This is a genomic window from Aliirhizobium sp. YIM B11859, from assembly GCF_057163345.1.
Genome location: NZ_JBXHAY010000002.1, coordinates 129,044 through 146,771, shown reverse-complemented (window position 1 = coordinate 146,771; position 17,728 = coordinate 129,044). Strand labels below are relative to the sequence as shown.

The following is a 17,728-nucleotide window of genomic DNA, read 5'->3' as shown; positions in this document are numbered from 1 at the left end:
AGCGGAGGCTCCCGCTGATGGCTGCGCCGTCCTCCGTCCCCGTCGATCTCGCCGCCGCTATGGTGCTTGCCCCGCCGGCTCTTGCCGACTGGCTGGTCATCCTGCCGCCGGTGACGATGATTGCCGTCGGTGCGCTGCTGATGATGATCCGCAAGTCGGTTCGCCTTCACGCCGGTCTTGCCATTGCAGCCCTCGTGCTGCTCGTCGTCCTCGATGCGGCTCTCGTCTGGCAGGTATGGCAACGCGGGCCGATCACCATGACGATGGGGCGCTGGCTGCCGCCCTTCGGCATATCCTTCACCGCCGACCTGTTCGGCGCGATCATGGCGCTGACGTCGGCGCTGGTGGCGCTGGCGGCATCGGTCTTCGCGCTGCAGGATATCGATGCGAGCGGCTTGCGCCACGGTTTCTTCTCTTTCCTGATGCTGCTGATGGCCGGCGTGTCGGGTGCTTTCCTCACCGGCGACATCTTCAATCTCTATGTCTGGTTCGAGGTCCTGCTGATCTCGTCCTTCGGCCTGTTGATCCTGGGCTCGCAACCGCGCCAGATCGAGGGCGCATTGAAATACGCCATCCTCAACCTCGTCGCGACGACGCTGTTCCTGATCTCGGTCGGTTACCTCTATGCGATCTTCGGCACGCTCAACATGGCCGATATCGCCGCCCGGGAGGCGGGAATTCGCGAAGGCGCACCGCTGATCACGCTGACGGCGCTGTTCGTGCTGGCCTTTGGCATGAAGGCGGCGGCCTTCCCGGTCAATTTCTGGCTGCCGGCCTCTTATCACACGCCGCGCATCACCGTGTCCGCGCTGTTCGGCGGCCTGCTTACCAAGGTCGGCATCTATGCCCTGATCAAGGTGACGATCATGCTTCTGCCCGTCGAACGCGAGGCGTTGAGCCTCGTCATCGCCATTTCGGCGGTGCTGACGATGGTACTGGGAGCCTTGGGCGCGCTTGCGCAGAACGATCTGCGGCGGCTGATCGGTTATGTCGTCATCGTCGGCATCGGCAACATGCTGGCCGGCGTTGCGATCGGCTCGCCGGCGGCCGTCAGCGGCGCGATCTTTTACGCGCTTCATTCGATGGTGGCGATGACGGCACTTTATCTGATGGCCGGCGAAGCGGCCCGGCTTGCCGGCTCCTGGCAATTGTCGGCGCTCGGCGGCCTATGGCTGCGCTCGCCCTGGTTCGCCGCCGCCTCCTTCGCTCTCATCCTCGCGGCTGCCGGCCTGCCGCCGATGTCCGGCCTCTGGCCGAAAGTGGCATTGCTCAAGGCGTCGCTTGATATTGGTGCCTGGTGGCTGGCGGCCGCCATCCTCGTATCGGCCTTGCTCGTCACCATCGCGCTCGCCCGTGTGTTCCTGCTGGCCTATTGGCGGCCTTTGCCCGAGCAAAGCCGGCGGGCGGAAGAACAGACTGCAGAACCCGTGCGCAACTGGGTGACGGCTGCCCCGATCGGCCTGCTGGTCCTGCTGGTGCTCGGTTTCGGCCTTTATCCGGAACCGCTGCTGAGGATCACCCAGGCCGCTGCCGACAGCCTTGCCGATCCCGCCGCCTATATCCGCTCGGTCTTTCCGCAGGGAGATGCGCGATGATCATCTACGTTCTCTCGCTGATGCTCGCCATCATCTGGGCCGCGATCACCGGCAGCGCCTCGATCCACAATCTCGTCTTCGGCTTCGTCCTTGCGAGCGCAGCGCTGTGGATCGTCCGCGATGAAATCGGTGCAAAGGGTTATCTGCGTCGCCTCGGCCGCATCCTGTCGCTGCTTCTCCTGTTCTTCAAGGAACTCGCTTTGTCGGCCTGGAAGGTGGCGGTGATGGTCGCCAGCCCGAAATTGGACCTGAAACCCGGCATATTCGCCTTTCCGCTCACCGTCGATCGTGATTTCGAGATCACTCTCCTTGCCAATCTCATCACGCTCACGCCCGGCACGCTGTCTGTTGATGTCAGCGAGGACAGGAAGATCCTCTATGTCCATGCCATAGATTGCTCCGATATCGAGGGCACGAAGCGCGATATCGCCAACGGTTTCGAAAAGAAGATCATGGAGGCATTTCGATGAGCGCCGCCGATATGATCCTCAATGTCTCGATCTGGATCGGCCTCGTCCTTCTGGTGGCAGCCTTCCTGCTCACCACCTGGCGGGTGGTCAAGGGGCCGACACTGCCAGACCGGGTGGTCGCGCTCGACATGCTGGTCGGCATCGTCATCGGCTTCATCGCCCTGATCGCCATCCGCACCGGGTTCACGCTTTATGTCGACATCGCCATCGCGCTCGGCCTCGTTGGTTTTCTCGCGACAGTCGCCTTCGCCCGCTTCATTCTGTCCAGCACCAGGCCGGAGACCGGTGCGGAAGGTGCATTGGAAGAACTTCCGATCTCCGCCAGACCCAGTGCCGCAGCAGCTAAAACCGGCCGCAAGCCTCAACCGAAGTCCAAGCCAAAGATCGCGCCCAAGCCGGTGCCCAAGTCGGTGCCCAAGTCGGTGCCCAAGTCGAAATCCGCAGTGATAGAGGCGGCAGGAAAGATCGCCGCGGTGGAACCGGTGCCTGCCAAACCTTCACCAGACAAGTCTTCTCAGAAGAAGTCCGCCCCCGCGGCCGGCAAGACTGCACACAAGCCGAGGCTCAAGCCCGGCAAGCCGGAAAAGGGCGCCTGATGGAACTGTTGGTTGCAGTGTTGACGAGCTTCGTCGTGCTTTCGGGCAGTGCCTTCGCGCTGATTGCGGCAATTGGCCTCAACCGGTTTCCCGACGTCTATTCGAGGATGCATGCCGCTTCCAAGGCGGGCACGGTCGGATCGGGCCTGCTGCTTCTGGCGCTCGGTCTGCATTCCGGCGATCCTGCTGTATTTGCGCGTGCAACTGCGGGCTTTTTCTTCTTCGTATTGACTGCACCGGTATCAGCGCACCTCCTTGCTGTCGCTGCGTTGAAAGCCGGTTATCCGATGACGAATCGCTCGGTTTGCAACGAAATGAAGGGCGTCAATGATGAATAACCGTTTTCCTACGGTATTTGTGGGCGCGTAATGATTGTAAAAATGCATCCCTGCCAGCAATAAATGTCAGAAACAGTCGATCAACGTCCAGAAATCTTCGCTCATTACTAGATTTCGCAATTGGACTTTCGAGAATGTAGTGATACTTGAATAGAAGTAGAGCAGTGATGTTGTTGTAGACTAAGTTTTTCCCGCATATTCATCTCATTTAGCTCAGCCTTGTGAAGGGGCGTGCCGGATGAACTTGATGAATATGAAGGCATGCGGAAGCCTGATGCAACATCTGGTGACGGTTCCGTTTCTCGCGCGGGTGGCTTAGGGGTAGGCCTCTGTCTTCGGACACTGCGAGAGGTGATGGTTGGTGTCGCCACAGCTCACTACGGAAGCCGCCGCGGAGGTCGCGGCAGGCGCCGTACTGCAAATGGACAGGAGACAGGAAATGACAGATATGGCACTGGGCAAAGGACCCGAGCTGTTGGTGGAACTCACCGCGGACATCGTGGCTGCCTATGTGAGTAACCACGTAGTTCCCGTCAGCGATCTCTCCAACCTGATCTCTGACGTGCATACCGCATTGAGCGGCACATCCTCGCCGACGCCGGTCGTCGCAGCAGTCGAAAAGCCGAAGCCGCCGGTTCCGATCAAGAAGTCGATCGAGGAAGATTACCTGATCTGCCTCGAAGATGGCCAGAAGTTCAAGTCGCTGAAGCGTCATCTGATGACCCATTACAACATGACGCCGGACGAATACCGCGAGAAGTGGGGTCTCCCGGCCGACTATCCGATGGTGGCACCGGCCTATGCCGAAGCCCGTTCGCGCCTGGCCAAGGAAATGGGTCTGGGCCAGCGCCGCAAGCGCGGCCGCAACTGATCTTGTCATCGGCGGGACATTCGCTCCCGCCGGACACTGCCGGGCATTCATCATGCCCTGATAAGCCGGGCCCGTGCCCGGCTTTTTCGTATGGACGGGCTGCATTGTGGGGACGCTTAGAGGAAAAAAATCCCATTCACGTTGACGCGAAACAAAAAAACAAAAGCGTTTTCAACAAAAATTGAAAATGCGAGGCCAGGTCGCATTCCCAGTCATCCTCGAAGGTGTATGAATTAATTCCTATTTGAAAAGGAGTTGTCATGCCTTTCGAGAATCCGATCAACAGGGGAAGTGCGCCACTCGGTCATCAGGCCATGCTTGCCGGCTTCTCGCGTCCCGCGTTTTCCGCAACCCTGCCGTCCCGCACCGTCTGCCGTATCGTCAGCCAGATCACCGCCGAAATGGTAAGCCTTCTCAGCGACCGGGTTGTCGTTCGCCGCGAACGGCGTCGACCCGCCTGCCATGTGCGCCAGATCGCCATGTATGTCTGCCATGTGGCGCTTCAGATGTCGTTCAGCGATATCGGCGCCGCCTTCGGGCGCGATCGCACCACCGTCGGCCACGCCTGCCATGTCGTCGAGGACCGCCGCGACGATGCCGCTTTCGACGAATTCGTCTCGGCGATAGAACGCATGGCGACCGCCGTCTTCCAGTCGTCAGAACTCGTTGCTCCGGACGTTGCACGCCATGACTGAGCCGGCCTCGTCCCCAAACGTGTCGAAACACCTGTTGCGGCTGGTCCGGCAGGTGTTGGTCGGTGGCGCCAGCCCCGAAGCGATGGCCGACGGCACGGTCCGGCTTGGCCGCTGCGTTTATCCCGAAGCGGTATTGCGGCAGGCGCTGTCGCTTGGTCTTGTCAGCAACTCGGCAAACGTGGTCGCAGCGACGCCGGAAGCCCGCGGTTTCGTCAAGCGCGCGCTCCTCGCCCAAGGCATGGACAAGGCGGGCGCGCAGGCAGGCGATGATGGCGATGCAAAGGCTGCAGCCTACGCCGCCCAGCACCGCGATCTCGTCTCGGCAACCATCGAACTCGAGGGCAGGCGCCATCGGGTAAGCCGCAATCTCGACGAATCGCCGCTTTCCGGCCTGTCGCGGCTGAAGGACAAGACGGGGATCCCCTTTTTCCCGGGCGAGGCTCTGGAGGCTGGTGAACGGTTGCTTGCCGATTTCACCCGCGGGCAATTGCAGCCGCGTATCACCTCTTCCTGGGAGCCCAGGCTTTCAGCGCGCTCTAAAGGCGAGGCGGGAGGCATGGCGGAGATTGCCGCAAGCGCTATCGAGGCGCGCCGGCGTTTCGGCCGCGCGATGGAGGCGATGGGGCCGGAATTGTCGGGTGTTGCCGCCGATATCTGCTGTTTCGGCAAGGGGCTGGAACTGGTCGAGCGCGAACGGCAATGGCCGGCACGCTCGGCCAAGCTGATGCTGCGTACCGCGCTTCTGGCGCTCTCCCGTCACTATGCCCCGCCCGCCGCAAAACCGCGCCGCCAGAACCATCACTGGGGCACGGAGGATTTCCGCCCGACCAGCCGAAGCTGAGACACCTTAAAACGGAGACGAGGCCTGCCGGCTCAGGCCGCAGCCTTTATCCGTGCTTCCTCACGGATGCGCTTCACCATCGAGCGCAGGCCGTTTGCCCGCTGCGAGGAAAGATGCTCGACAAGGCCGATCCTGTTGAAAATATCGATCGCGTCCGTGGCGACGATCTCGGATGCATGTTTGCCGGAATAGCTGGCGAGCACGATGGCGACCAGTCCACGCACGATATGGGCGTCCGAATCGCCCTCGAATGTCATGACCGGATCGGCGCTGCCATCTTCTACATGGCTTACCAGCCAGACCTGGCTGGCACAGCCCTGCACCTTGTTGTCGGCGTTTTTCTTGTCGTCGGACAGGTCGGGAAGCGCCTTGCCGAGTTCGATCACGTAGCGGTAGCGGTCTTCCCAGTCGTCCAGGAAAGCGAAGTCGTCGATGATCTGTTCAAGCTGTGCCATGGTTTGTCCGGTCTTGTCGGTTTCCCGATCCATATAGGTATTTCGCTCCGGCTTGACAGGGAAAATTGCCGCCGTGCACCGCCACGCCAAAGAAAAATCGCCGCAAGGAGGTTAATCCTTGCGGCGTCAGCAAATGCTGATTTGAGGGCGGGCAGTCAGGCGCCGGGTAACCGTGGCTTTGGGAGCCCGGCGCAAGGTCGGTCAATTCCGGCAGGCGATGAAGCGCTTGGGGGCCGGATTTGCGGTAATCTGGAAATCTCTCATGGGCCCGTTCAAGGGCAATGGTCGGGGTGCCTTAAGGGTGGGGACGTTTGAGCGGCAAGGGCACGGTGCCGGTCAAGATCGGATCGGACGGCGTGATCGACTGCGTTACCGGCTGGCTTGCGGGCGGAAACGGCGTCGGATCAGGATCTGTCTTCAGCGCCACGTCCTTTGCCGGACCGGCAGCCGTTTTTTCCTTGTTGTCGCCGAAATGGCTGTCGAGCAGTTCGAAGGCGACATGGGCGCCTTCGGCAGCCCGCACGCCCAGAACCGAAAGCGTCTCGGCGCCCTTGGCGCAGACATCCGGCTTTTCGGCGCAAAGGCCGGCAATATAGCTATAGGCACCGGTAGCCGCCGAGATCGCGTCGCCCATCTGTACGGCGCCTGCAGCCTCGGTTTCGCCGACGGGCCTGTTGCTGAAGTACGAAAGCACCACCAGCACAGCCGCGAAGAAGATACTTCCTTTGATCAGAAACCACATCGTCTCGTAACCTTAGACCTTGCCCACCTGCTTTATCCACAACGGGATGTGTCCCGCTGCCCGACCGGTCTGTGCCGTTCTTGAACACAACCCTAATGGCAGGAAGCGAATACGCCTTTGACGACGCCGTTCGAATTTGACTAAAATTTGAATGAAACCGATTTTCCGAGCGCCTTTCCATGCCCGATCCCGGCCGTTTTCTCCAAGTTTAGCGACCGCCGTTAAGCATAAATGGGGCGATCGCCCCAAAGGCAAGGCGTTTTCACCGCCAGGCTTTGCCACAAGTGTTAACACGTAAGAAAAAATCAAACCAATTCCGTCGCTTACGCCCCGTTAACCACAAGCTCAGAAGTGCCCCCGAATGTGTGCCAAACTCGGATCTGCGGCCTTCTGGCGGGGGCGCGAATCACCCATTCTTATCCTTTCCTTAAGTCGCGGACGCCTAATGTGGCCGCGTAAAAGAGACCGTGTCAGGGTATTGCGTGCGCGTATTGGGTAACATAGCCGGAAAGGCCGTTCGGGTCGTCGATGAGACTGCCGAACGCTGGCTCGCCCGTGTCGGTGGTGAAACCGCCGGTAGCAATGATGCGCATGCCGCAGACATCACCCGTCTGCGCCGCCTGTCGATCGCAGCCGCCGTCGCATTGCCCGTCGTGCCGCTGGCGCTGAGTGCCGTGCTGCGTCCTGTCCTGGCATTTCCCGTTGGTGCCGCTCTCGTTCTTTCCACCTTTCTCGGCCTGTCGGCCTTTGCCTTTTCGCGGTCGCGCCAGACCCAGCCCCTAGCCGCTGCAGCCGATGACCTCGCCTTCGATGCCTGCCCCGGCCTGACGATCTCGCTCGACGCGCAGGGACAGGTGGTAAAGGTCGGCGGTCGCGACCGTCAGAATTTCCCCGCCGCTTTGAAGGAATGCGAGGGCTACGCTCTTGCCGAACGCGTCCATGTTTCGGACCGTATCGCGCTCCTTCAGGCTTTCGACATGCTGCGCCAGGGCGCGTCCAGTGCCCAGACCGATGTCCGGGTGCGCAAGGCGCCGTCTGCGGATGACGGCCGCCAGTTCGTGCCCGTGCGGTTCGATCTGACCGCCATCCGCAATGCCGAAGGCGGTCTCGTGCAGGTCTTTGCCCAGGCCCAGGATATTTCCGAATACGATGCGCTGCGTCGCGAGGCTGAAAGCCGCCAGGAAGAAGCCCGCTCGGCGCATGAGACCAAGCAGCGTTTTCTCGCCGCCGTCAGCCATGAACTGCGCACCCCGCTCAACGCCATTCTCGGCTTTTCCGATGTTCTCGCCGGTGAATATTTCGGCAAGCTGGCCAATGATCGCCAGCGCGAATATGTCGGCCTCATCCGCCAGTCGGGCGGCCACCTGCTTTCGGTCGTCACCACCATGCTCGACATGTCGAAGATCGAGGCGGGCCGGTACGAACTTCTGGTCGAGCCCTTTGTTGCTGCCGAAGCCGTCGAGACCTGCCGCGCGATGCTGGACCTGCAGGCCCGCGACAAGGGCGTGATGCTGACCACCCGCATTGCCCGCGGTCTGCCGGATGTCACGGCCGATCGTCGCGCCGTGCAGCAGATCCTCATCAATCTTGCCGGCAATGCCATCAAATTCACCGAACGCGGCGGCGTCGTGTCGATGGATGCATCGCTCAGCGGCAGCGATCTGGTGATTTCCGTCAGCGATACCGGTATCGGCATCGCACCGGAAAAGCTCGGCCTCCTCGGCCAGCCCTTCACCCAGGTGGAAAACGGTTACGCACGCAATTACGAAGGCACGGGCCTCGGTCTCGCCCTCGTCAAGGGTCTGGTCTCGCTGCACCGCGGCACGTTTTCCATGACCAGCCGTCCGGGCGAGGGCACCATCGTCACCGTAACCCTTCCGCTTGCCGGGCCGGATGCGGTGGAAGCCAGGGACGGAACGGTGGAAATGGTGGAGTTCCCGCCACGCCTGAACACCGTGCAGTTGAAGACTATCGATGAAAAGGCCATGATGGATGAACCCGCGATGGAGCGGGCTGGAATGAAGCTGGGATCGACGAATGACCACGCGGAAGCGAAAATCGCCTAAGGGGCGACGGACAGCGAAGGAAAAAAGCCTTCCGTCCCGCATTCTTGCGGGCGCGGGCGGAGCCATGGTCTCGGGCGCAGGCGGTGCCGCGTCGGGTCTTGGCCGTGCCGTCATCCGCAATCCCAAGCCGGCATTCTACGGCAGTGTCTTCATCGTCGCCTTCTCCTTCGTTGCCGCAAATGCGCTCTGGTATCAGCCGCCGGGCGGCCATCTGGCGCCGTTCCTTGCCACCCGCGATGCACGCGATCCCAATGCCATCGCCGGTTATCGCCCGTTCAGGCAGGCCGATCCGGCAGACGTCACCACCTTCAGGATCGAACGCGCTCCGACCGCCAGCCAGCAAGCCCAGAATCAACAGGGCCAGACCCAGCAGGCCCAGAACCAGCAGGGTCGCACACCGCAGGACCTCAACCAGCCATTTCCCGGCAAACCGTCATCTGCACCGGCGACCCAGCCGGTCGTCGCAGCGCCGGCAGCCGTGCCGGCCGACGACATCCGCTCGATCATTGCCGGCCAATCGGCAGCCCAACCGGCGGGAAGTCCGTTGGCGACCGCAACCGATGCCACGCTGGTGGCCGGCATCCAGCGTGCGCTGACCGGCCGCGGCCTTTATGATGGTGCTGCTGACGGCCTGATGGGACCGCGCACCGAAGCCGCCATCCTGTTTTTCGAGGAAGCCTCCGGCCTGCCGCAGCGCGGTGTGCCGACCCCCGAACTTCTGGCCGTGCTGCAGTCGAAGCCGATGCCCAACCAGTCCCAGGCCCAGGCCCAGGCCCAGGCGAATGCCAGCCCGCTTCCCATGCCGGTGCCGCGCCAGGCGCCCCGTGTGGATGCCTCCCGTGTGGATGCCCCCCGTTTGGATGCACAGCGAAACGACGTCCGTCCCGCGGCCGCGTCGACGCGCCCCACCTCGCCGGCAACCGTCCAGCCCGCCGTTCAGCAGGTAAAGGCCGCTGCCCGCAACGAGGATCCGGTCACCGCCGCGATCCGCTCCGCCGAGCGCCAGCCGGCCATGATGCCGCCCGCCGCCATTCCCGGCCCGACCCGCGTCGCAGCGCTGCCGGTTTCGACCAGACGCAATGACACCGCTCTGCCGAGCACCATGGTGCTGCAGATCCAGAAGGGGTTGTCGAACATCGCCTATACCGATGTCGAGGTCGACGGCGTTGCCGGCACCCAGACCAAGGCCGCCGTCCGCCGTTTCCAGAAACACTACCGCCTGCCCGAAACCGGCGAACCCGACCAGCTCGTGCTCAACAAGCTGAAGGCGATCGGCGCGCTTTAGAGACCGGGCATTGCCGCCGAGATCTGTTGCGGGACTGGCGACAGGAGCCGGGCGGTTTCGCGCCAACAGCGGTCATTGACATACCTTTCAAACGCGAGTTTTGTGCCGCGATTATTTGAATGTGAGGTAATTGCGTTTCGCCAACGGAGCACTAGCTCAGATGAGCACCGAACTGACAGTCATTCTTACGACACTAGGCCTTTATGCAGCAGTCGTTATCAGTCCCGGGCCTAACTTCGCACTCATCAGTAGGCTGGCAGTGTTAGGGGCGCGATCTTCCGCTGTAGGTGCAACCTTTGGCCTCGCCTTAGCAGCCTCATTTTATGCCATACTATCAATGACGGGGCTGGCGTTGGTGCTCACTCGCGTTAGCTGGCTTGCCGGTTTGATCCAGATCGCTGGCGGTTGCTATCTTGTCTATCTGGGCGTGATGGCGTGGCTGTCCGGTGGGTCACAAGTAACCGCTGTGGAGAAAAATGGCGTTTCCGGCAGCTTGTTGCGCGGTCTTCGGATGGGAGTGTTGGTGAACCTGTCCAATCCCAAAGGCATTGCTTTCTTTATCGGCCTGTATGCTGTAGCCGTTCCACCGGAGACGGCAATGTGGGCCAAACTGACAATCCTGTTCGGTGGATTCGCGCTCGAAATCTTCTGGTACGGCCTCGTGACGGTACTATTATCCGGCCGAATGGCCCGCCGGGCTTACGAGCGTTTTGGACGCTGGATCGAGCGCAGCATTGGCACCCTGCTTGCAGCCTTCGGTTTGCGCCTCATTTCCGAGAGATTGTGATCAGCGTACTTCTATGAGGGCAAGACCGCGATAAAAGACGGGCCGTGATGGCGTGGAAGCGCCAATTGCCGTCAATCGATCTACAGTCTAGCGTCGGCCTGAAATAATGACGTCTTCGCGGTTCGCCGCCCGTGCACTGAGGAGTTTGAGCTGAAAGGCCTTTGACATTGAACGGAACGAGATGATGACGACTTACAAGGATCTCAATTCACTCGATGACTGGTTTCTGCGGCAGGCGATAGATCAGGCTGAACAAGGCATCTCTATCGAAGACCAGCTTGTTCCACAGACGGTCACAGTGCTTGGCCAGCCAAGCGTATATCTCTATGCAACAACAATATTTGACGGAGAGGTCGGGAATGGCGGCGTTCAGCAATTCTTTGACAACTCGTTGGGAGCTCTAGCTCCGACTGTACGTGATGCGCTGCAGGACATGCTCTTACCCAGCTACGCGAACAGCATGGGCAGAATTATTGATGCATTCGGAGCACCTTTTCCTGTCAGTCAGATTGATCGGATTGATCGGATCAATAGCGATCCACAGTTGCAGGTCATCCTCGACCAAGCCTGCGGAGCCATAGATGTCTGGAGCAGCGACTACATTTTGGCCCGTGAACAGTATGCGGAGAAACACCATCTGCTGAAGTAGTGGCATCGAGTGCTTGTCGTAGTTCGATGTCGCCTTTGGGCCGGAGGCTGCCTTCCGCTCCGCGCCATGAGCGGTCATTGGCTACGATGTATCTTCCGGCTATGTTCGCGATGAGATAGCCAGGACGGAACTCAGGCATTATGGCACGACGCTGCGGACTTTGTGGTCGTATCCTAGACATCGAGGGAGACCCGCTTTCCGCCGACACTGGGGGGGATTGCTGGGGATGTATCGGACAGATTGAAGCCGATCATGGTGGCGATCCACAGGAGAATATCTCGATTGGTTTCGTGGCAAAGGAAATCGAGTGGGGCTGGAGGGAACGCGACGGAACGCCGAAGCCGCAACTGTTTTTCCAGCAACACCCCAAATACTGGCCTGTAGAATAACGGCTCAGGGCCAAAGGCCGCCTTCATCTTTGCGTCAGAAGCGGTCAAATCAATCAGTATTGCAGACCAATGATCTGATACCCTAAAAGCCGCTCTCGTTGAGGCAGGATATACGGCATGCAAGAACTGAAGTTCGTTCAACTCAATGACGACTGGAGCGCAGAGCCTAATGCACCGTTGGTCGCAGTAGTTTTCGAAGGCGGCGCAGCAAACTTGAGCTTCTTACTAAATCCGTCGCAGCGGAAGGAAGACGTTAGGGAGGAGGCAACGCTCCGCTTCAGCAATTGCAGTCGCTGGAACTGGGATGCGACCAACGACCATGCGTGGTTTGCTGGGGAGGGTCGTTACGCTAAGCAAGCTCCCAAGTGGGGCGAATTCTACGAGGTAGTGGGAGAAGACATTCTGGGTGGCGACATCGACTGGGAGGTCATCTCAGCCGACACTGTAAATGCCCGACATTTTCTATTTTACTTTCGCGATGAAACGCTCGAATTCATCGCTTCCGACTGGTCGATAAGTATCAAAACGATCCTTTAACTTCACGTCCGCTTAGGGCTGATCGCAGGCGACTTCCGTCCTCGGCCATTTGCACCCCGCCACAAACCGCCTTACACACGTCCCATGCGCCTTCGGTCCGAAATCTTTGTCTCTGCCCTTGTCCGCCGCGTTTTTGGCCTTGGCGGGTTTGCGGCCGTCGAGCACAAGGGGGCGGAGCAGGCGGGTGCGATCTTTATCCGCCAGCGGTTCCGCGATGGTCTGGAAAGTCTTTATGCGCCGGCGCCGCAGAACTTCTTTGACGATGAGGATGACGGCCAGCGCAAGTTCGAGACGCGGCTCACCCGTGTCGAGGCGGATCTGGTCGGCCAGGCGCTGGAGAAGGAATTGCGGTTCGACACCGATCTGTGGCTCGTCGAACTGGAGATCGACGAGATCGGTGATCTCCTGGATTTGGTCGCGCCCGACGCCTGACGCCTGACGCCTGAGAATCAGCGGATCCTGAAACCGGCCACATGCCGCCTGACTGTCGCAGACGTCCGCATCGGCCGGTCGATGATCTCGATGTTATCCGCCTGCGAACCTTCTGCCGCTTCGTGCGCGGTAGCCACGGCGGCGAGGGGGGAAGCCTGAGGATGCGTCTGCCGGTCGGCCCGGCGCCAGGCTTCGATGCGTCGTCCGCATTCGTCCTCGTCGAGCGACTGCCACAGGCTTTCCGCCTGGCTGACGCCATCGACGGCTTCCACCAGATGGCCGTAGAGGCGGGTAAGGATATAGGTGGCGTCGGAATAGTTGAGGCCGAGGCCCTTCAGGACGGTGGCAAGCTGCCGGCCGGACAGATCGAGCAGCACACGTTCGGCAAGCCAGCGGCTGGCCGTCAATATGTCCGAGAGCGCGCTGACCAGCAGCTCGGCTTCCCGGTTGCGCGCAAAGCGCACGAGCAGCGCTTCCTGCACCGGCGTCAGCGATCGGAGGCCGAGCCGGTCGTCGCTGGCGCGCTCCACATGGCCGGCCAGAAGTTTGATCCGCCGGCGTAAATCCTCTTCGCGGGCCAGCTTTTCCGGATCGGGCGCCAGCGCCTCGATGGTCTGCTCTTGGCTTGATACCGGCACGTTGTCTGTCTCCGGAACGATATCTCTGGATTGGCGGGCCGCCTCCGGGCGGATGCCGACAAGCGCGTCGATGATGGCGGGGGAAAGGGTCGGGCGCCTGACGATGGCGCGCGCATGTTCGATGCCCTGGCAACGGGCGATGGCAACCAGCGCATCGTCGGTCAGGCAGGTCGAGGTCATCAGGAAAGGTGCGGCAATGGCGATCGGCTGGCTGGCGATGAAAAACGCGACGGCCGACGGCACGGTTTTCGATTGCGACAGCGCCGCCACCGCCTGCCGGCGGGCTTCGTCGGAAGAGGCGGAAAACAGCGGCACGAAAAGCTCGGCGAACTGTCGCAGTTCCGAACGGTTGGGATGATTGAGCTCTTCGAAGCTCGTCACCGTGGCCATCAGCACGACGTCCTTCCTGCGCATCGCATGCGGTCGTTCAAGATCTCGAAACTCACTGGTCACGGGCAAACTCTTATGACGCAATACAAAACAAAGGTGCCGACAGCGTGTCGGCCAGTCACCAGAAATACACGGCCGCCAGACAGTCCTTCAAATCAGACAGGCCCGGCAGTCGATCTCATCCTACTTGCCTGGGGAACTCCCGGTGACCGGGTCGGAAAGCGGGCGCAAAACGCCCGGATGCCTTGCCAGCCTAGGTGAAAATCATGCTAGGCCGACAGGGTTAATGCTTGGTGAAGGCGCCTTGTTTTGGCACAGGTCAGCTGTGGAAAAACTCCCGCCGACCGGCCGTTTTTGACGCGATAGGACTGACCGGCAACCCGGTCACAACATTCGCGACAGCACCTCGTCGCGCCTGACCAACCTGTGCCAGGCGACGGCTGCAAGATGCAGGCCGAGCACCGCGAAGAAGACATAGGCTCCATAATGATGAAGGGAGCCGACAAACCGTCCGAAAGGCCTGTTCTCGGCCAACAGGTTGGGCCAGGTAAACAGGCCGAACCACGGAACGGTGCGCCCCTCGGATGACGAGGTGATATAACCTGACAAAGGCATCAGCAGCATCAGGAGATAAAGAACGCCATGCGCGGCATGCGATGCGATCCGTTCGTGTCGTGCCGGCGTGACCTGCCATGCCGGCTCTCTGCTGGATGCCCGCAGCGGTATGCGCAGCACGATCAGCATCAGCGCGGTCATGCCCAGCGACTTGTGAATATCCATCAGCAGCTGGCGATCGGGCGAACCCCGCCCGAGAAACGAACAATAGAGCCCGAGCGCCAGCGCCGCGAAAATGACGATCGCCATCGTCCAGTGCAAAAGGCGCTGAGTGGCCGAGTAACGCCGGTTCGGCTGCAGCGACATGCGGGTCTCGTATATAGGTGCCATCGAATTCTCTTGATGTCCGGGCAGGCAGATCGATAGCGGCAAACATCGCACGGGCGGCATGCGGTCCTGCATTAATTCCAGGCAATGTTGGCGGGTCTCGAACAGGTGTGGCGCGCCGGTCACGCATTGCGGCAGCGCAGACGGCCGGCAGCGGCGTCCTTGACGGCAACCGGCTCTGGCCCGTTCAATTCCGTCCGATAACCCTGTTGTCGAGCAGCCGCGTCGAGCCGAAGCGGACGAACAGCGCCAGCACCACCGGTGCCGTGATGCGTGTCACCCGTTCCAAAGTCTCGGCGTCGCGCAGGGCGACGATCTCGGCATCGGCCAGCGGCTCCTCGGAAAGGAAGGCCCGCACCCGCGCTTCCACCTCGTCCGGATCGGTCATGCCGTCGGCGACCAGGCGTTCCGCCTCGTCGAGCGCCCGCGGCACCACGCGTGCCGCCTGCCGCTCTCTTTCGTCGAGATAGACATTGCGCGACGAAAGCGCCAACCCGTCCAGATCGCGAACGGTCGGAACCGGCAAGACGCGAACCGGCACGGCGAGATCCTCGACCATCTGGCGGATGACGATCACCTGCTGGTAATCCTTCTCGCCGAAATAGGCCTGGTCCGGCTGCACGATGTTGAACAGCTTGCACACGACGGTCGCCACCCCGGCGAAATGTCCGGGCCGTACCTCGCCTTCCAGCTGGCGGCCGATTGCCGGCACGTCCACCACGGCGCGCATCGGCCGCGGATACATGTCGGCAACACCGGGAGCAAACAGAATGTCGACGCCGGCCTCTCTCAAAAGCGCCGCATCGCGCTCCAGATTGCGGGGATATTTGTCGAGATCCTCGCTTGCCGAAAACTGCAGCGGATTGACGAAGATCGACACCACGGTGACGGCGTTTTCTGCCCGCGAACGGGAAATCAGGCCGAGATGCCCCTGATGCAGATAACCCATGGTCGGCACGAAACCGAGGTTTTCGTCAGGCCGGCGCAATTGCCCGATCGCGCTGCGCAGTTCGTCGACCTTGGAGATTATCTGCATGTCTTCATTCGCCTGTATGTCTTGATCAGTCCGTTTGAATGATCGCCGTTTACAGGATCGGCCGGCGGACCGGTACCGGCTTTCGTGCAACGCTCGTCTGCCGTTGTCGGGATGATGCTCCGGCGGGGCCGGGTGAGGGGGCAGGGGAAAGCGACAAGGGTGGGGATTGCCGATGAGCGGAATTTTCGCGATCGGCCGGCGTGCAGTGAACCAAATCTGCAACACCGCGTTATGGATCTGATGACGGGGAGCCGTTCGCAGCGGGCGCTACTTTAGCGTTAACCTTCTGTTTACCGTGTTATGGCTGAATTTTGCTCATGACCGGTCACCAAGCCGGAAAACGGCGGTAGACTGGAAACAGCGCTGCCACCTGCCGGCTCAGGCGGAACCGGTAGATGAAATGTCGCAGCGCCTGGCGGAGGCGTTTTGACGAGAAAGGCGCGGATGTCCGTGGAGCCGGTACAGGTCTCCATGGGTGCGTTGGCCCCTTGAGGGCAGGATGAAATCGAACCGTCTTCATCCCTCTCGATCCCTTGATTGGAGACGAGCATGGCAGAGATAGTGCTGATGAATGCATGGCGTGACCGCAACGGGCGAAAGCTGTCGTCTGTCGGCCAAACACAGGTGACAACGTCGGGCCTTGCGCTTGCGGGCGAGATCGTGATGTTTACCGGCATTCGCTACGAACGTTTCGACGACCGCGCGGATCGCAAGGCGGAAAACCACTCGGGCCGCGTCGAACTGATATAGATGTGAGCTAGAACTGGCCTCGCGTGCGCCACTTGAAGGGTGCGCAGCCTGCCTGTTCAAGAAATTGCGCCACGGCCGGCGCGACGCTTTTATGCGTCACAAGGCTTCTGAGCACCGCATAACCTTCCGTCTGCTGCGTCTCGACGAGCACCGTCTGCGAAAAATCGCGCGGCAGGCTTTTGCGAAGGATGGCAAGTTGCGCCGGCGTGCCGATCACCACGTCGAGCACATGGTCGGCCGAGGTCCGGTCGTTGATCGAGAATGTTTCATCCGAAGACGCGTCATACACGCCGAGCGACCAGAACGGCACGCCGCCATTCGCAGCCGTCAGTCTCACCGGCGCCTCGCCGATATCGAACGAGCAGACCGCCATCTCCATCATCGGGTCTTCCTTCGACAGTCCGGCGCGATCCGGCATCTCGCCGAGCCGGTAGAAGCGGTGGCTCTCGCCCTCGGCAATGATCCGCGTATAGGCGTCGCGCTGGGAAAATTGCGGCAGCGAGAAGATGATCACGAGATGCAGCAGGGCTGCCCCCACAAGCCCGGTCAGGATCGCAAACAGGATCTTCAGCCACAGGAAATTTCGCGGCACGGAGCCGGGCGCGGCACTGTCAGGCATGACCACACCCTATCCTGCGGATCGCCGGCATCGACAGGTCGATCAACCCGGAACTGCCGGCAGCCGGCGTATCGAGCAGCGTCAGCGTCAGCCGGAACACGCCTTGCGGCGGGATCGCCAGCCAGTTGCCGGTCCTTGCGGTCGAAGCGATCGTGATGTCGGCAGACCCGTCGGCCTTGCGCAGCACCATGCGGGAATTCAGCGTGCTCGGACGCTCCGCATCGGCAGATGGCGGCCGCCCGTCCGGCCCTGCGGCAAACAGCGTCCAGTAACGCGCCGTCGGCGTCTCGCCGCTCAGTTGATAGCTGCAATTGCCGTCAAGCCGCGCGCCGCTGTCGTCGCTCGAGGCGGTAAAGCTCAGGCCCTCGGCTGTTGCATAAAGCAGCTTCCCGGCATTCGCCCGATGCGATTTCGCATAAGGATCCGCGCCCGCCGTCTGCGCCTCCGGAAAGGCTTGCCAGGCGCCGAGCTTGATCGCACCAAACCCGATCGTGGCGTCGAGCGCCAGCCGGGTCGACCAGATCCCGCCCGAAAAGGCGATGGCAAGCGCTATGGCGACGAGAAAGGGAACACGGAACACGGGCGATTGTCGTCCTCGAAAGCTT

20 protein-coding genes and 1 pseudogene are annotated in these 17,728 nt (G+C 61.1%); 14 read left to right on the top strand and 7 right to left on the bottom strand.

Annotated elements, in window-relative coordinates; all coding sequences use genetic code 11:
* Positions 1–17 precede the first annotated feature (17 nt).
* The 7 genes and pseudogenes from AC2GXZ_RS06980 (at position 18) to AC2GXZ_RS06950 (ending at position 5,406) form a co-directional block, all read left to right on the top strand.
* A complete protein-coding gene (locus AC2GXZ_RS06980) occupies positions 18–1,595 on the top strand; it encodes a Na+/H+ antiporter subunit D (RefSeq protein WP_483758432.1) in 1,578 nt (525 codons plus the stop codon).
* Positions 1,592–2,065, top strand: a complete 474-nt coding sequence (locus AC2GXZ_RS06975) for a Na+/H+ antiporter subunit E (protein WP_483758431.1) — start codon at positions 1,592–1,594, stop codon at positions 2,063–2,065. Before AC2GXZ_RS06980 ends, AC2GXZ_RS06975 begins: the two co-directional genes overlap by 4 nt.
* An 11-nt stretch (positions 2,066–2,076) precedes the next feature.
* A pseudogene (locus AC2GXZ_RS06970) lies at positions 2,077–2,412 on the top strand (cation:proton antiporter); the annotation flags it as partial.
* 245 nt (positions 2,413–2,657) lie between these two features.
* A complete protein-coding gene (gene mnhG / locus AC2GXZ_RS06965; protein WP_483759371.1) occupies positions 2,658–2,999 on the top strand; it encodes a monovalent cation/H(+) antiporter subunit G in 342 nt (113 codons plus the stop codon).
* A gap of 439 nt (positions 3,000–3,438) precedes the next feature.
* Positions 3,439–3,870 (top strand): Ros/MucR family transcriptional regulator, encoded by a 432-nt coding sequence (locus AC2GXZ_RS06960; RefSeq protein ID WP_483758430.1) that lies wholly within the window; start codon positions 3,439–3,441, stop codon positions 3,868–3,870.
* A 314-nt stretch (positions 3,871–4,184) separates the two neighbouring features.
* Positions 4,185–4,565 carry a helix-turn-helix domain-containing protein gene (locus AC2GXZ_RS06955; RefSeq protein WP_483759370.1) on the top strand — a complete coding sequence of 127 codons (381 nt, stop codon included), beginning with the start codon at positions 4,185–4,187 and terminating at the stop codon, positions 4,563–4,565.
* Entirely contained in the window at positions 4,558–5,406 is an 849-nt protein-coding gene (locus AC2GXZ_RS06950) for a DUF6456 domain-containing protein (RefSeq protein WP_483758429.1), read from the top strand. Before AC2GXZ_RS06955 ends, AC2GXZ_RS06950 begins: the two co-directional genes overlap by 8 nt.
* A 32-nt stretch (positions 5,407–5,438) precedes the next feature.
* Here AC2GXZ_RS06950 and AC2GXZ_RS06945 read toward each other — a convergent pair whose 3' ends face one another.
* Together AC2GXZ_RS06945 and AC2GXZ_RS06940 are read right to left on the bottom strand one after the other, a co-directional pair.
* On the bottom strand, positions 5,439–5,861 hold the full coding sequence (locus AC2GXZ_RS06945; RefSeq protein ID WP_483758428.1) for a SufE family protein: 423 nt from the start codon (positions 5,859–5,861) through the stop codon (positions 5,439–5,441).
* Between the two features lie 295 nt (positions 5,862–6,156).
* Positions 6,157–6,603 carry a DUF5330 domain-containing protein gene (locus AC2GXZ_RS06940; protein ID WP_483758427.1) on the bottom strand — a complete coding sequence of 149 codons (447 nt, stop codon included), beginning with the start codon at positions 6,601–6,603 and terminating at the stop codon, positions 6,157–6,159.
* A 482-nt stretch (positions 6,604–7,085) separates the two neighbouring features.
* On the opposite strand from AC2GXZ_RS06940, the gene AC2GXZ_RS06935 reads away from it, so the two are divergent.
* From AC2GXZ_RS06935 to AC2GXZ_RS06910, 6 genes are all read left to right on the top strand, one after another.
* On the top strand, positions 7,086–8,669 hold the full coding sequence (locus AC2GXZ_RS06935) for a sensor histidine kinase (protein ID WP_483758426.1): 1,584 nt from the start codon (positions 7,086–7,088) through the stop codon (positions 8,667–8,669).
* Between the two features lie 64 nt (positions 8,670–8,733).
* Positions 8,734–9,954: a peptidoglycan-binding domain-containing protein gene (locus tag AC2GXZ_RS06930; RefSeq protein ID WP_483758425.1), complete on the top strand. Its 1,221-nt coding sequence runs from the start codon at positions 8,734–8,736 to the stop codon at positions 9,952–9,954.
* A 160-nt stretch (positions 9,955–10,114) separates the two neighbouring features.
* Positions 10,115–10,741 (top strand): LysE family translocator, encoded by a 627-nt coding sequence (locus AC2GXZ_RS06925; RefSeq protein WP_483758424.1) that lies wholly within the window; start codon positions 10,115–10,117, stop codon positions 10,739–10,741.
* Between the two features lie 184 nt (positions 10,742–10,925).
* A complete protein-coding gene (locus AC2GXZ_RS06920) occupies positions 10,926–11,390 on the top strand; it encodes a DMP19 family protein (protein WP_483758423.1) in 465 nt (154 codons plus the stop codon).
* Positions 11,391–11,896: 506 nt separating this feature from the next.
* Positions 11,897–12,316, top strand: coding sequence for a hypothetical protein (locus tag AC2GXZ_RS06915; RefSeq protein ID WP_483758422.1), 420 nt, complete (start codon positions 11,897–11,899; stop codon positions 12,314–12,316).
* Between the two features lie 84 nt (positions 12,317–12,400).
* Positions 12,401–12,748, top strand: a complete 348-nt coding sequence (locus tag AC2GXZ_RS06910; RefSeq protein ID WP_483758421.1) for a DUF1491 family protein — start codon at positions 12,401–12,403, stop codon at positions 12,746–12,748.
* Positions 12,749–12,765: 17 nt separating this feature from the next.
* Here AC2GXZ_RS06910 and AC2GXZ_RS06905 read toward each other — a convergent pair whose 3' ends face one another.
* The 3 genes from AC2GXZ_RS06905 to panC form a co-directional block, all read right to left on the bottom strand.
* A complete protein-coding gene (locus AC2GXZ_RS06905; protein WP_483758420.1) occupies positions 12,766–13,839 on the bottom strand; it encodes a DUF2336 domain-containing protein in 1,074 nt (357 codons plus the stop codon).
* A gap of 321 nt (positions 13,840–14,160) precedes the next feature.
* Positions 14,161–14,721, bottom strand: a complete 561-nt coding sequence (locus tag AC2GXZ_RS06900; protein WP_483758419.1) for a cytochrome b — start codon at positions 14,719–14,721, stop codon at positions 14,161–14,163.
* 184 nt (positions 14,722–14,905) lie between these two features.
* Positions 14,906–15,754, bottom strand: coding sequence for a pantoate--beta-alanine ligase (gene panC / locus AC2GXZ_RS06895; RefSeq protein WP_483758418.1), 849 nt, complete (start codon positions 15,752–15,754; stop codon positions 14,906–14,908).
* A 549-nt stretch (positions 15,755–16,303) separates the two neighbouring features.
* Between panC and AC2GXZ_RS06890 the strand changes: the two genes are divergently transcribed.
* Entirely contained in the window at positions 16,304–16,504 is a 201-nt protein-coding gene (locus tag AC2GXZ_RS06890; protein WP_483758417.1) for a hypothetical protein, read from the top strand.
* 7 nt (positions 16,505–16,511) lie between these two features.
* Here the strand turns inward: AC2GXZ_RS06890 and AC2GXZ_RS06885 are convergent, their stop codons facing one another.
* Complete coding sequence (locus AC2GXZ_RS06885) at positions 16,512–17,123, bottom strand: DUF1254 domain-containing protein (RefSeq protein ID WP_483758416.1); 612 nt, start codon at positions 17,121–17,123, stop codon at positions 16,512–16,514.
* Positions 17,116–17,703 carry a DUF1214 domain-containing protein gene (locus tag AC2GXZ_RS06880; protein ID WP_483758415.1) on the bottom strand — a complete coding sequence of 196 codons (588 nt, stop codon included), beginning with the start codon at positions 17,701–17,703 and terminating at the stop codon, positions 17,116–17,118. The genes AC2GXZ_RS06885 and AC2GXZ_RS06880 overlap by 8 nt, the downstream gene beginning before the upstream one ends.
* Positions 17,704–17,728: the final 25 nt, after the last annotated feature.